The following is a 13,746-nucleotide window of genomic DNA, read 5'->3' as shown; positions in this document are numbered from 1 at the left end:
GCGGGCGGGGCGAGACGACCGCTCGACCCACGAGGGGATGCCGGATGCTGACTGACGCACTCACCATCGTCCTGGCGGTCGTGTCGGCACTGCTCCTCGGATTCGCCGCGCGGCGGGTGCTCGACGCCCCGGTCGGATGGCCGCGCAGTATCCTCGTCGGGCTCGTCGTGTTCGTCACCGGCCCACCGTTCGTGAACTGGCTGCTGCAACAGACCGGCCTGGTCCAGCCTGGTGAGGCCGGAGATGCTCGAGCGGCCTTCGCAGCGATCGCCGTGGCGCTGCTCGCGATCGGTTGGATCTTCGCGCTCGGCCTCGGTGTCCTCGTCGCCATCGAGGTCATCATCCCGACACGGCCGCTGATGAACCCGATCGACGTCGTCCGCTCGGCGATCAAACGACGGCGACGGACGAGGCGATACCTGCAGATCCTCGCCATCGCGTCACGGCACGGCGCGGGCTGGCTCGTGCACGGCCGATCCCGCGTCCAGCTCGAACTCACCACGAGTGAGCAGCGCGCCAACGCGATCATCGCCACGATCAACGATTCCGGCGTCACCTTCGTGAAGCTCGGACAGGTGCTCTCGACGAGACGCGACCTGGTGCCCGAGCCGTACCTCAGCGCCCTCGCGTCGCTGCAGTCCGAAGCGACCACGCTGCCCTGGCACGAGGTCCAGGTCGTCATCGAGACGGAACTCGGTGCTCCCATCGACACCGTGTTCGCGTCGATCGACTCCGAACCGCTCGCGGCCGCGTCCGTCGCGCAGGTGCACACCGCCGAGCTGCTCGACGGTACCCCCGTGGTCGTGAAAGTCCAGCGACCGGCCGCTCGGGTGCAGGTCGAGGCCGACGCCGACATCGTCGTCCGCCTCGCCGAGCGCGCTGAGACGCACACCAAGTTCGGGCAGGACCTCCGCCTCGCGTCCGTCGCGCGCGCCTTCACCTCGACGCTGCTCGAAGAACTCGACTACCGGATCGAAGCCCGCAACGTGGAGATGATCCGCAGCACCTTGAAGCGTCGCGAGGAGCGCGACGAGGGCGTCCGGATCACGGTGCCACGCGTCTACCCGGCGGCCTCCGGCGCCCGCCTGCTCACCATGGACCTCGTCGACGGGTTGCCGCTCAGCCGAGCACGGGACCGCATCGCGACCATCCCGAAGGAGGAACGCGAGACCCTCGCGACCGGCCTCATGGAGGTCGTGCTCGAACAGATCCTCGTGCACGGCGTCTTCCACGCCGACCTCCACCCGGGCAACGTCATCCTCCGCGAGGACGGATCGCTCGGGCTGATCGACTTCGGGGCCGTCGGCGTCATCGAGCGCAGCCAGCGGCAGCGACTCACCGCGGTCATGCTCGCGACCGTCAGCGAGGACGACATCGCGGCGACCGACGCCCTCCTGCTCATCGTCGACCTGCCCGAGGACGCCGACCTCGACGCCCTGCGCCACGACGTGGGCATCGTCATCACCACCGAGCGTCACCGCCCCGGTGGCGACGGCTCGATCTTCAGCCGACTCCTCGACGTCATCCGCCAGCATCACATCGCGCTCCCCGGCGACCTCGCCGCCGCGTTCCGCAGCTTCGCGACCCTCGAAGGGTGCCTTAAGGCGCTCGACCCCGACTTCGACATGTTCGAACAGGCCCTCCCGATGGTCCCGCGTCTCCTCCGCCGCTCCCAGTCCATCCGGCAAACCGCGGTCACCCTGCAGGCGCAGGCCGCCGTCACCGCCGCGTTGGCCCGCAACCTCCCACGTCGACTGGACTCGCTGCTGTCCGGACTCGAGGACGGGACCGTCGGCGTGACGCTGAAGGGCTTCGCCGACGAACCGGCGAAGGGGCTCGTGGAAGGCGTGACCGCTGAGATCGTCGGAACCCTGATCTCGATCGCCGCCCTGGTGATCGCCGTGGTCCTCGTCGTCACCGGTGCCGGCCCGGTCCTCCCCGGCGGCCTACGGGTGTTCGATCTCATCGCGGCGTTCATCGGGTTCCTCGGCTTCCTGGGGTTGCTGCGCGTCCTGCGGCAGACCGTCGTCCGCAGGGGTCGGTGACCGGAGCACCCCACTGTTCACCTGACGGCGCTACCGTGATCGGGTGAGCGACCCCCGACTGCAGCGACGCCTGGGCACGAGCGCCGCGGTGTTCATCGGCCTGGGCTCGATGATGGGCGCCGGCGTCTTCGCGGTGTTCCAGCCGGCGGCGGAGGTCGCCGGCGCGGGACTCCTCATCGGGCTCGTCATCGCCGCGGTCGTCGCCTGCTGCAACGCGATGTCCTCCGCGCAGCTCGCCTCGCAACTCCCCTCGGCCGGCGGCACCTACCTCTACGGCCGCGAACTCATCGGGCCGTGGTGGGGCTTCGCCGCCGGATGGAGCTTCGTGGTGGGCAAGACGGCGAGCGCCGCAGCCATGGCGGTCGCGTTCGCCGCGTATGCGGCACCGCCCGAGTGGAGTCGTTCGGTCGCCGCGCTCGCGGTCGCCCTCGTGGTCGTGACCAACTGCCTCGGGGTCACCCGCACCGCGACCGCGACCCGGGTGATCGTGGTGGCCGTCCTGCTGGTCCTCGCCGTGGTCGTCGGTTCAGGCGTCGTCGGGCCAGACGCCGGTTGGACGGGACTCGCGTCGCTCGGGTTCGACGCCAGCCCGCTCACCGTGCTGCAGTCGGCGGGGCTGCTGTTCTTCGCCTTCGCCGGGTACGCGCGGATCGCGACCCTGGGCGAGGAGGTCCGCGATCCGGCCAAGACGATCCCGCGCGCCATCGGGATCGCGTTCGCCGTCGCCGTGGTCGTCTACGCGGCCGTCGCGGTCGTGTCGCTGCTCACGCTCGGCGCGGACGGCCTCGCAGCCAGTGCACGACCCCTGGCCGCGGTGGTGGAGGCGAACGGCTGGCAGTGGGCTGCGACACTGGTGCGGCTCGGCGCGGCGGCGGCCTGTCTGGGGGCGCTCCTCGCCGTGTTCGCGGGCATCGGACGCACCGCCTTCGCGATGGCGAGGACCGGCGACCTGCCACGAGCGCTCGACGCGGTGCACCCGCGCTTCGCGACCCCGTACCGCGCGGAGCTGCTCGTCGGCGCGGTCGTCATCGTGCTCGTCCTGCTCGTCGACCTCCGGAGCGCGATCGGGTTCTCCTCGTTCGGCGTGCTGCTCTACTACGTGGTCGCCAACGTCGCGGCGTTCCGCCAGACGCGCGAGCACCGACGGTACCCGCGCGCGGTCAGTGTGTTCGGCGCCGTCGGTTGCGTCGTCCTCATGTTCACGCTGCCGCCGACGTCGGTCATCGTGGGCACGGTGGTCGTGCTCCTCGGGTTCGCCGGGCGGGCGGTGCTGGCACCTCGACGAGCTCGGTGACCGGGGTTGGGCTCGGTGACCGGACCCCGGTCCCTGCCCTTCGACAAGCTCAGGATTCGCTTGTCGAAGGGCCGACCGGTTACAGCTGCGCGGAGAGGCGGAAGATGTTCTCGACGGCCAGTTCGGCGGCGATCGCGTCGCCGGCCTCGACCGCCTCGCGGAGTGCCGGGTAGCCCTGCTCCTTGGCAGCCCAGTCGGTGTTCTCCTCGGTGCGCGTCGCGGAGGACCGGTAGGTGAGGCCGTCGATGATGTCCTTCGTCGCCGCGACGAGCGTGGCGTTCGGGCAGGCGGCGATGAACGCGTCGAAGAGCTCCCAGCTGAGTCGCCCGTGCTCGGCGATGTCGCGCTGCTCGACGACCACGATCACCTGGTTGATCGAGCGGACGAGCGCCTTCTTCTGCGTTGCGCCGAGGCCGGGGACGGTGACGCGGACGACACCGCCGAGCATCGCACCCAGCGTCTGCATGACCTCGGTGCGCTGCGCCGGGTCGGGCAGGGCGACGCGGGTGTACCGCTGTGCGGCCATCTCGATGAGGCCGACGCGGGCGAGGTCGTTGAGGGCCTCGCGGATCGGCGTGCGGGAGATCCCGAGCCAGGACTGCAGTTCGCCGTCGTTGAGGTGCTCGCCGGGCTCGAGGGTGCCGTCGAAGATGGCCGTGCGGATGCGCTCGACGGCGACCTCGCGGAGTGAACGACGCTCGACGGGCGGGTTGGCTGAGGGCACGGGCATGCGGGATCTCCTTCGTCGGCGAATGCTATGCCATCAGCGTACCGAATATCAGCGGATCCACCCGGGGTTGACGGGAGATTCGACGACACCTGACGGGCGGGGTCTCCGCGCGGACATCGCCGGGACGCCCTCCCGCAGGCGGCTAGTCCTGAGGGATCAGCGGGACGATGTCGCGGCTCGGCGGCACGACCTCGCCGCTCTTACTGCCGCCGATGACCTTGCCCTCGGGGCGGTCGTAGACGAGGTCGAACTCGGTCTCATCGGTGCGCACCCAGGCGCCGATCCAGCCGGTCGCCGTCTCACCGGCCGGTGTCGCCTGGAGGAGCGAGTAGCCGGCGGACGCCATCGGGGCCTTCAGCTCTTCGGGCGTTCCGAGGCCGAGCGTCACGTAGTCGAGGTTGACGGCGCGGGTGGTGACGGAGACCCGGTACGGGAAGACGCTGCCGCCGTACTCGTCGCCGGCTTCGAGTCGGACCTGCACGAGCATCGGACGCAGGCCGTCGGTGGTGCCGGCAGGCGCCGGGAAGTCGTCGACGATCGCGAGGGCGGTCACCTTCGTACCGTCGACGTCGTCGGTGAGCGTCTGCTCCTGGAGCGGCGTGCTCGGCGGCTGCGACACCGACGGCGTCGGCGAAGCGGAGGCGCGGTCAGCGTCCGACGAGGAGCCGGTGGAGCAACCGGCGAGGGCGAGGGCGGCGACCGTGAGAGCCGCGGCCAGGGTCGTTCGACAAGAACTCATGCGCATGACTCAATCCTGTCAGAGCGGGGTGGAGCGACCGATGGGCAGCGCGAACCTTGACGGATCTCGACGATACGGTTCTCAGACCTCGGCGACGGCCGTACGCGCGTGTCGGGATGGAGCGTGTTCCCGAGCATCGAAGGACGCGCGGCATGATCGAGAACGGAACGGAGCGTGGCGTCGTCGAGGGGTTCGAACGGCTCGACGCGCTGCTCGGCCACTGAGTCGCGGAGCTGCCGCACGAAACGGCGGAGACCCGTCAGACAGCGCCACCGAAGTAGACCTCGACCTCCCGGACGGTGCCGTCGACGACGCGAGTCGCCTCCATATTGCGGTACGTCTTCCCTTGCACGACGTACTCGTAGCGGTGGAGGACGATGCCGTCGGTCTCGACGATCTGGAGCGTCACGCCGGGGGTGTCGAAATGGTCGGCGCTCGGGAAGCAGCGTTCGAGCCAGGTCGTTCGGTCGAGGTGGTCGTCCTGCGGGCTCGTGAAGACGAAGTCCGCATGCATGAGCGCCTCGGCGGCAGCCTGATCCTGCTCGCGGAACGCACGCATGAACGCCAGAACCGTGTCGATCGCCGATGAACGCATGCGGTGATCCTACGCGCGGGCTGGCGCTGCGGTGTCGCGGCCGGCCCCTGAGCTTGTCGAGGGGCCCACGAGGGACCTCCCGGACCGCGCCGCGACAACCGCGGAGACCCGTTCCCTGAGCCTGTCGAAGGACACCCCGAGGCACTTTCCCCACCGCACATCGACCGCCGAAGACACCCGTTCCCTGAGCTTGTCGAAGGGCCCACGAGCGACCTTCCCCACCAGAGGCGGACTCCGCGACCGCGTCACCGTCGGTCCCTGAGCCTGTCGAAGGGCACCCCGAGGGACCTGCCGGACTGCTCCTCGACAACCGCGGAGACCCGTTCCCTGAGCCTGTCGAAGGGCCCACGGGCAGCCTCCCCCGCCGCACCTCGACCGCCGAGGACACTCGGTCCCTGAGCCTGTCGAAGGGCCCACGAGCAAACATCAACTGTCGGATAAATACCCAGATCAGCGGATGATTCGTTTGCCGTTCGAATGTCAGTGGTCCGTGTTTGGATGGATCCATGACCAGCACCGCACCGAACCCGCTCGCCGCCGCCGCGGCCGGGTTCGATGCCGTGTGGCAGGGCGCGCTCGACGCGATCCGCCCCGGCTCCGGTGTCGCGGAGCAGCTCGAGAACATGAACGACGAGGCGATCCTCCGTCTCCTCGACGAGCTCGGTGCCGTGCAGCATGCGGTCGAGGTCCTCGCCGCCCGCGTCGTCGGCGCGATCGCGTTGCGTCCGTCGCCCAGTGGCCGCGACGGCACCCTAGTGCGCGCTGCGGGTTACGCCAACGCGGGCGTCATGGTGTCGGAGCGGTGGCGGGTGGCACGCGCCCGAGGCGCAGCGATCGCGGAGGTCGGTGCCGCCATCACGCAGCCGCGCGGGCTGCTCGGCGAGCTGGAGGAATGCCCGTTCCCCGCGGTCGCCGCGGCGCTCGAACCGGCATCTGAACCCGACGACGACGCCGAACCGATCCACGATCTCGACGCCACCCCAGAACCGGCCGCCGATTTCGTCGCCACCACCGCCCTGGCCGACGGACCCGACGGGTCATCCTCGTCGGCCACCACAGATGGTGACGCGTCCGCTGCCCTCGGCAGCCCACGGGCACCCATCAGCGTCGACGGGGCCGCGGTCATCGTCCGGGAGCTCCGCAACGCGGGCCGCATCTGCAGCAGAGGCGAGCTCGAGGCGGCGTCGGTCATCGCCATCGAGCACGCCGGACACGCGCCCCTGCAGGACGTCACCCGCATCGCGAAACTCGTCCGCACCCGCCTCGACCAAGACGGCCGCGAACCCCGCGACGAACTCCTCCGCCGAGCCGAACGCTGCACCATCCACGAACTCCCCACCGGCATGACCCTCCTCCGCGCCGAACTCGCCCCCGAAAGTGCCGCCTTCATCCGCGCCGGCCTCGACGCCCTGATCACCGCAAGCATCCGCAAACCCCGCTTCATCGACCCCGAGCAGCCGTCCGACACCGACGCCCCAGACGGGTCCGGGAACCCCATGCCCGCCACCACGCTCATCCCCATCGACCGGCGACGCGCCATCGCCCTCACCGAGACCTTCCGCCACCTGGCCGGCTGCAACGCCGCCGCCACCGAACTCACCCCCGTCACCGTCATCATCCGCACCGACCACGACACCCTCGAAACCGGTCTCGGCACCGCCACCATCGACGGCATCGACGAACCCATCGGAGCCGGCGCCCTCCGCCGCCTCGCCGCCGACGCCAACCTCATCCCCATGGTGTTGAACGGCCCATCCCAGGTCCTCGACCTCGGCACCAGCACCCGCCTGTTCACCCGCGGACAAAAACTCGCCCTCGCTGAACGCGACGGCGGCTGCGCCTGGACCGGCTGCACCCACCCACCATCCTTCACCGAAGCCCACCACATCACCTGGTGGTCACAAGGCGGACCCACCAACCTCGACAACGGGGTACTCCTCTGCCCCTTCCACCACCACCGCATCCACGACGACCACTGGACCATCACCATCCAAAACGGTGTCCCCTGGTTCATCCCACCCAGCCACATCGACCGACACCAAACCCCCATCCGAGGCGGACGCATCCACCTCGCCGCCTGAACCCGGGGCACCCGCCTGCCCACACGCCGCCCTTCGACAAGCTCAGGGACCACCATGCCTCGTACACGCTCAGCGACCGACGCACTACTCGACAACCCGGCCACCCCGGTCCCTGAGCCTGTCGAAGGGCCCACGACGAACCGTCATACCTGCCCTTCGACAAGCTCAGGGAGCGAGACGGGAACCACCACCCGTCGACAAGCTCGGTGAACGACGCCGTATTCGACAACCCGGCCATCCCGGTCCCTGAGCCTGTCGACGGACCCACGAACAACCGTCATACCTACCCTTCGACAAGCTCAGGGACCGAGACAGGACGCCATCGCGCATAGCCAACCTCTGCGACCGACGCTGTATTCAACAACCCGGCCATCCCGGTCCCTGAGCCTGTCGAAGGGCACACGAGCGACCGCCCGCCCTTCGACAAGCTCAGGGACCGGGGACACGGACTCGGGGACCGGGGACACGGACTCGGGGACCCTGGACACCTGCTCAGGGGGCCAAGAACTCCGGCTCAGGCTCCGGTCTGCCGCCTCGGGGCGGGGCGTCAGCTCGAGGAACGGGGAGACCTCAGCTCAGGCGCTCGGAGCCGCCGTCGACTCCCGCACGATGAGCTGCGGCACCGAACGCACCACGCCGATGGAGTCCGCATCGCTCAGCACCTCGAGCAGCGTCGACATGATCGTCCGCCCGAGCTCCGGGAAGTCCTGCCGCATCGTCGTCAGCGGCGGCGCGAAGTGCTCAGCCTCCGGGATGTCATCGAACCCGACGACGCTCACGTCGTCCGGCACCCGCAGGCCCCGCTCCGACAGCGCGTGGATCACGCCGAGCGCCATCTGGTCGTTCGCCGCGAACACGGCCGTGAACAGCCCACCGACCCGTCCACCGGACCGCCCGTCGTCATCGTCTCCGACCCCGAGGTCCGCCACGAGCTCCCGCCCGAGCCGGAACCCGCTCGCCGGCGTCCAGTCGCCCACCAGCGGTTCGCGGGCGACGAGCCCGTGCTCGGACAGCGCATCACGCCACCCCCGCACCCGCTCCAACGCGTCCACCGAATCCGCCGGCCCCGCGAGATGGGCGATGCGGCGATGCCCCAACCCGACGAGGTGGTCGACGAGGATCCGCGCCCCCTGGTACTGGTCGATGGAGACACGGTGGAACCCGTCCCGACGAGTCGACTCGACCGCGACGAGGGGCACCCCCAGCTCGATCCCGCGCACCGCGTCGAGCGCCCCACGATGCGCGGCGATGAGCACGATCGCCTCGACGTTCTGCCGCAGCAGCAACTCGACGGCCTGCCGCATCGACGCCGGATCCGACTCCAGCATGCTCGCCATGCTCACGGCATACCGGGCGTCCCGTGCGGCCTCATTGAAGCCGAGCGCCGTACTCGACGGCCCGTAGTCCGGCCCACCGGTCGTGATGAGGCCGATCGTTCGTGAACGGCGGGTGACGAGCGACCGTGCGGCCTGCGAGGGCGTGTACCGCAACTGCGTGATCGCCTGCTCGACCCGCTGCCTCGTCGCCGGTCGCACGTTCGGCAGATCGTTGAGCACCCGGGACACGGTCTGATGCGAGACCCCGGCGAGGCGCGCCACATCGAAGATGGTCGCGACCCGTGCCCGCCCGTCGTCGTTACCCACCAGTGCTGCCGGCTCCCACCTGACGAGGTCCGCACGCCTCTCCCCGAGAAGCGTATCCGTCCGTTCACGGCACGGCTGCGCTCTCCGCGCCACCTCCAGCGGTTCGGCAGGTAGCCCGCATGGGCACCGCTCCCCATCGCCGGTGGACAGCCGACCTCGGTACCGTGATGGACGAGCCACCGGTCGCGCGGGCGCCGCGTGTTCAGCTGCGCGTCGCGACCGACACCCGAACAGGAGCACACATGATCATCTGGACCCGTTGGGGCATCGTCGTCTTCCTGATCTTCGGGCTCTCCGTCGGCGCCGGCTTCCTCATCAAGGCGATCGTCTCACCCGACGGCGGATCGGCGCAGTCCGGGGTGTTTGTCGGCATCGGATTCCTGCTCGGCGCCGTCGCCTGCTGGGCCTTCGGGAAGTTCGCGCTGGCGAAGCTGGACGCACCGCGGCCGGTCGTCGTCTGGCAGCAGCTCGCGCAGCCGTACGTCAACGAGCACGGCATCACCGTCAAGCAGGAGGCCGTGCCCGTGCGCCACCCGCAGACCGGCGAGCAGCTCTACAGCCGCCCGAGCTCCACACTCTTCTTCATCCCCGTCCGCTTCTGGGCGTACGTCATCGCCGCGCTGGGCGTCGTCACGATCGTCGTGAACGTGGTGCGCGGCTGACACTCAGCCCTGGCGACCCTTCCACCGCGGGTTCTGCTTGTTGATGACGAACACCCGGCCACGGCGGCGGACGATCTGGGACCCCGGCTTGTCCTTGAGCGACTTGAGTGAAGCGCGGACCTTCATGGCGACCTCCTGGTGATCACGATGCGTGCTACCTTGTTGAGAACGATTCTCAACAGAACGCACTGTAGCACCCATCGACCAGGAGAACCCGCCGTGACCACGCCTCGCATCCCGCTGACCGTGACGCTCGTCCTCGGCACCTGTCCGCCCGAGCGTCGCACCGTGGCCCGACAGATCGCCGGACGATCCGCGGCGCTCGTCACGATCGAGCGGCAGGACGACGCCGAGAGTGCCCACCCTGACATCGACGACGCGATCGACGCCGTCGCGCGACACCCGCTCGCTCCCCGGCACCTCGTCCTCGATTGCGGGAGCACGGTCCGCCCGGTCGACGCAGTCTCCGCCGTCCTCGGGCACCGCGACACGGCCGTCCTGGACGCCGTCGTGACCGTCGTCGACGCAGCCCATCTGCTGCACGACCTCCAGGACGACGAGTACGTCACCCACGACGAGGACGGCGACACGGCGTACACCGCACGGTCGATGATCACCGTGGAGCAGCTCGAGTACGCGGACACCATCGCCGTCGCAGGCCGACGCGGCGTCACTCACGAGCGACTCGCGGTGCTCCTCGCGCTCCTCAGCCACCTGAACCCGACGGCGCTGACGCGGATGGTCGAGCCGGTCGCGGCCCGACCGCGGGCCACACCCGGCACTCCGGTGACCGCGAGCACCCGTGAGCCGCTCGCGCGCTACCGCGACTCCCCGTTCGAACTGGACCGCTTCAGCACCTCCCCCGGGTGGATCGCGATGCTGAACGGCGAGCACCGGCCGTGGGTGGATCACGACCGCGTGACCACCCTGCGGTTCGACAGCCCCCGACCAATGCACCCGGAACGACTCCTCGCGTGCTTCGACGGACCGATCGAGGCGGGGCGGTTCGGCCAGGTCGTCCGTACCGCGGGGTTCCTCGTGCTCGCGACGCGCGCCTCCCGCGTCGGCGTCCTCCAACACGTCGGCTCGATGATCGATCTGGAACCCACGTCGTTCGAGACGAACGATCCTGGAGCACCGCTCGGTCAGGAGCTCGTCGTCACCGGGATCGATCTCGACGAGGTCGCCATCACCGCCGCCCTGCACGCCTGCACCCTGACGGACGAGGAACTCCTTGCCGGGCCGGCGGCGTGGGCGCACTACCCGGACGCCTTCACGCCATGGAGCACCACCCACGAACACTGAGCGGCCGGCCCGTCAACTGCCCGAAACGGTTCGGATCCCGGTCGATGTCGTGCAGGTTTGGGCGGCTCAGTGGATCCGCGCGCTCACCCACTCCTCGCGGACGAACCGCACGAACTGCTCGACGGCCGGCGACACCGCCCGGGCACGGCTGGTGGCGACACCGATCACCCGGACCGCCTCGTCGTCGAGCGGGACGAGCACGACGCCCTCCATACTCGTGGAATCGGGGAGGACCGCGATCCCGACCCCGGCGCGTACGAGACCACGGAGCGTCGACAGCTCGGACACCTCCATCGTCACGCGGGGCACGACGCCATGCCTCGCGAAGTACGCGTCCGCGATCTGCCGGAGCCCCGAGTCCGTCGTCATCGCGAGGAACTCCGTCTGCTCGAGGTCGGACGCCGCCAACGACGTCCGATCGGCGAACACATGCCCGACCGGCACGCCGAGCGCGAGCCGCTCGGAGGTGAGCGGACGCCACTCGATGTCCGGATCCCGCGGTTCCGGGCTGAGGAAGGCGACGTCGGCCGAGCCGGAGCGGAGCGCGTCCAGCACGCTGTCGGCCTTCCCGCCGTCGAGGACGAACCGGACGTCCGGCAGCAGCTGGCGGTACTCGCTCACGATGCGCGGAATGAGCCAGCCACCGAGGGACGAGACGTAGGCGATGGACACGAGTCCGGCCGACGGGTCGCGGAGCTCGTCGATCCGCGACTGCGCGTTGTCGAGCTCGGTCTGCGCCCGGAGCGCGTGCACGAGGAGGATCTCGCCGTAGCGGTTGAGTTCGAGCCGGCTGCGGTGGCGGTCGAACAACTCGACCCCGGCGTCCGCCTCGAGCCGACCGATCGCCCGCGTGAGCGTCGACTGGGAGATACCGAGCGCCTCAGCGGCGTACGGGACGTGACCGTCTTCGGCGAGCGCCCGAAGGTACGCGAGTTCGTCGATCCTCATGCCCTCATGATGCCGCACCGGCGAGCCCGGCTGGGGCGGCACCTCGACAAGCTCGGTGACCGGGGCGCGCTCGGTGACCGGATGAGGCTCGGTGACCGGGGCGCGCTAGCGTGGTGCAGTGATCCGCAGACCGCGACCGAGCCAGGCGGCGACCGGCGCCCTCCTCGTCCTGGCCGGACTCGTCTGTCAGGAGCTCGGCGCGTCGATCGCGGTCACGCTGTTCCCGCAGGTCGGTCCGATCGGCATGGTGACGCTGCGGCTCGTGTTCGCCGCACTCATCCTGCTGGCCGTCGCCCGCCCGGCCCTGGGCGGACACCCGAGGAGCGCCTGGGGATCGGCGGTCGGCTTCGGGCTCGTCCTCGCCGCGATGAACGTCTGCTTCTACCTGGCACTGGACCGCATCCCGCTCGGCCCGGCGGTGACCCTCGAGATCCTCGGCCCGCTCGCGCTCAGCGTCATCGCGGGTCGTCGATGGACGAGCGCGCTCTGGGCGGGCGTCGCCCTCGTCGGCGTCCTCCTCCTCGGCGGGGTGCTCCTCCACAGCGGACCGACGGCCGCACTCGATCCGCTCGGCGTCGTCCTCGCACTCGCCGCCGGCGCCCTCTGGATCGGTTACATCCTGCTGTCGGGGCGGACGGGGACGGAGTTCCCCGGCTTGAACGGTCTGGCGATCGCCGCCGCCATCGGCGCCCTCGTGACCATCCCACTCGCCGCGACGACCGCGGGCATCGCCCTGTTCGATCCCGTCATCCTCCTGCTCGGCCTGGGCGTCGCCGCGCTCTCGTCGGCCGTGCCGTACGCGCTGGAGTTCGTCGCCCTCAGACGCCTCAGCGCCGCGACCTTCTCGATCCTGCTCGCATCCGCGCCGGCCATCGCCGCGATCGCCGGACTCCTCGTGCTCGGTCAGCAGCTCACGACACCGCAGTGGCTCGGCATCGCCTGCGTGGTCGGTGCCGGGATCGGCGCCGTGCTCTCAGCCAGGCGGGGTCGCGCACCCGAGGTGCAGCCGAGCATCGCGCCGAGCTGATCGTCGGGTCAGGACGCGGCGAAGCGGGCGTGCACGCGGGAGGACACCGTGATGTCCTCCGGCTTCAGGTCGAGGGCGGTGTCGCCGGCAGGTGCGGCGGCTCCGCGCATCATCGGCGCCGCGGTCTGGGTCCCCGAGGTGCGAGTCTCGTCACCCAGCATGCCGGGATCGGCCAATGCGACCGGTCGTACCGTGCCCAACCCGAGGCTCCGGGCGTAGGCGGTCGCGCGGTCCACGGCGTCGCGGACGGCGTTGTGCTGGGCCTCGGCCGTGATGCGGTGCTTCGTCACCTCGGTGAGCGCCCACGTGACACCGGTCACCGTGACGCCGTCCTGGGTCGCGATCTCCTCGGCCCAGCGGGCCAGCGCCTGCAGGTCGGCGAACTTCACCTCGAGCGCGACCGTCGCGTGGTGCACGAGCGGCAACTGCTTCCCGTCCTTGTTCCACGGCCGCTCACTCCACACCCGCAGCCGATCGGCCGACCACCAGGTCACGGCCGACTGCGCGCGGAGCTGCTCCGCCGCCTGACTGAGTGCACGGTGCAGCGCGGTGGTGTGGGAGACGACGGGCTCACGTTCCGGCCCCTGGAACCCCGCCGAGATGAGGACGGTCCCACGCTCAGCCGGGTGGTGGTAGTCGAAGCGGCCCTCGACGGTGATGATCGTTTCGCTCATACC

Annotated in this window: 13 protein-coding genes; 6 read left to right on the top strand and 7 right to left on the bottom strand. The window is 70.2% G+C overall.

The window, feature by feature from the left end:
• Positions 1-44 precede the first annotated feature (44 nt).
• Both ACZZZB_RS11420 and ACZZZB_RS11415 read left to right on the top strand, forming a co-directional pair.
• A complete protein-coding gene (locus ACZZZB_RS11420; RefSeq protein WP_274500106.1) occupies positions 45-2,045 on the top strand; it encodes an ABC1 kinase family protein in 2,001 nt (666 codons plus the stop codon).
• Between the two features lie 43 nt (positions 2,046-2,088).
• Positions 2,089-3,339, top strand: a complete 1,251-nt coding sequence (locus tag ACZZZB_RS11415) for an APC family permease (protein WP_463529715.1) — start codon at positions 2,089-2,091, stop codon at positions 3,337-3,339.
• Positions 3,340-3,418: 79 nt separating this feature from the next.
• Here ACZZZB_RS11415 and ACZZZB_RS11410 read toward each other — a convergent pair whose 3' ends face one another.
• From ACZZZB_RS11410 to ACZZZB_RS11400, 3 genes are all read right to left on the bottom strand, one after another.
• Positions 3,419-4,069, bottom strand: coding sequence for a GntR family transcriptional regulator (locus ACZZZB_RS11410; RefSeq protein WP_124767670.1), 651 nt, complete (start codon positions 4,067-4,069; stop codon positions 3,419-3,421).
• A 142-nt stretch (positions 4,070-4,211) separates the two neighbouring features.
• On the bottom strand, positions 4,212-4,808 hold the full coding sequence (locus tag ACZZZB_RS11405) for a hypothetical protein (protein ID WP_463529714.1): 597 nt from the start codon (positions 4,806-4,808) through the stop codon (positions 4,212-4,214).
• A 259-nt stretch (positions 4,809-5,067) separates the two neighbouring features.
• Positions 5,068-5,403 carry a nuclear transport factor 2 family protein gene (locus ACZZZB_RS11400; RefSeq protein WP_192019759.1) on the bottom strand — a complete coding sequence of 112 codons (336 nt, stop codon included), beginning with the start codon at positions 5,401-5,403 and terminating at the stop codon, positions 5,068-5,070.
• Positions 5,404-5,909: 506 nt separating this feature from the next.
• Between ACZZZB_RS11400 and ACZZZB_RS11395 the strand changes: the two genes are divergently transcribed.
• Positions 5,910-7,484 carry an HNH endonuclease signature motif containing protein gene (locus ACZZZB_RS11395; protein ID WP_463529713.1) on the top strand — a complete coding sequence of 525 codons (1,575 nt, stop codon included), beginning with the start codon at positions 5,910-5,912 and terminating at the stop codon, positions 7,482-7,484.
• 575 nt (positions 7,485-8,059) lie between these two features.
• On the opposite strand, the gene ACZZZB_RS11390 is transcribed toward ACZZZB_RS11395, so the two are convergent.
• Positions 8,060-9,127 carry a LacI family DNA-binding transcriptional regulator gene (locus tag ACZZZB_RS11390; protein WP_463529712.1) on the bottom strand — a complete coding sequence of 356 codons (1,068 nt, stop codon included), beginning with the start codon at positions 9,125-9,127 and terminating at the stop codon, positions 8,060-8,062.
• 242 nt (positions 9,128-9,369) lie between these two features.
• On the opposite strand from ACZZZB_RS11390, the gene ACZZZB_RS11385 reads away from it, so the two are divergent.
• Positions 9,370-9,789, top strand: a complete 420-nt coding sequence (locus ACZZZB_RS11385) for a hypothetical protein (protein WP_064294781.1) — start codon at positions 9,370-9,372, stop codon at positions 9,787-9,789.
• 3 nt (positions 9,790-9,792) lie between these two features.
• Here the strand turns inward: ACZZZB_RS11385 and ykgO are convergent, their stop codons facing one another.
• Positions 9,793-9,915 carry a type B 50S ribosomal protein L36 gene (gene ykgO, locus ACZZZB_RS11380; RefSeq protein ID WP_079707423.1) on the bottom strand — a complete coding sequence of 41 codons (123 nt, stop codon included), beginning with the start codon at positions 9,913-9,915 and terminating at the stop codon, positions 9,793-9,795.
• Positions 9,916-10,008: 93 nt separating this feature from the next.
• Here ykgO and ACZZZB_RS11375 point away from each other — a divergent pair, with 93 nt between their 5' ends.
• Positions 10,009-11,094 (top strand): GTP-binding protein, encoded by a 1,086-nt coding sequence (locus ACZZZB_RS11375; protein WP_463529711.1) that lies wholly within the window; start codon positions 10,009-10,011, stop codon positions 11,092-11,094.
• Between the two features lie 66 nt (positions 11,095-11,160).
• Here the strand turns inward: ACZZZB_RS11375 and ACZZZB_RS11370 are convergent, their stop codons facing one another.
• A complete protein-coding gene (locus tag ACZZZB_RS11370; RefSeq protein ID WP_463529710.1) occupies positions 11,161-12,042 on the bottom strand; it encodes a LysR family transcriptional regulator in 882 nt (293 codons plus the stop codon).
• Positions 12,043-12,160: 118 nt separating this feature from the next.
• On the opposite strand from ACZZZB_RS11370, the gene ACZZZB_RS11365 reads away from it, so the two are divergent.
• Positions 12,161-13,069 carry an EamA family transporter gene (locus ACZZZB_RS11365; RefSeq protein WP_463529709.1) on the top strand — a complete coding sequence of 303 codons (909 nt, stop codon included), beginning with the start codon at positions 12,161-12,163 and terminating at the stop codon, positions 13,067-13,069.
• A gap of 8 nt (positions 13,070-13,077) precedes the next feature.
• On the opposite strand, the gene ACZZZB_RS11360 is transcribed toward ACZZZB_RS11365, so the two are convergent.
• Positions 13,078-13,743 carry an SIMPL domain-containing protein gene (locus ACZZZB_RS11360; RefSeq protein WP_463529708.1) on the bottom strand — a complete coding sequence of 222 codons (666 nt, stop codon included), beginning with the start codon at positions 13,741-13,743 and terminating at the stop codon, positions 13,078-13,080.
• Positions 13,744-13,746: the final 3 nt, after the last annotated feature.

Source organism: Plantibacter sp. AC185 (assembly GCF_979258065.1).
This window is presented reverse-complemented; position numbering and strand designations above follow the sequence as displayed.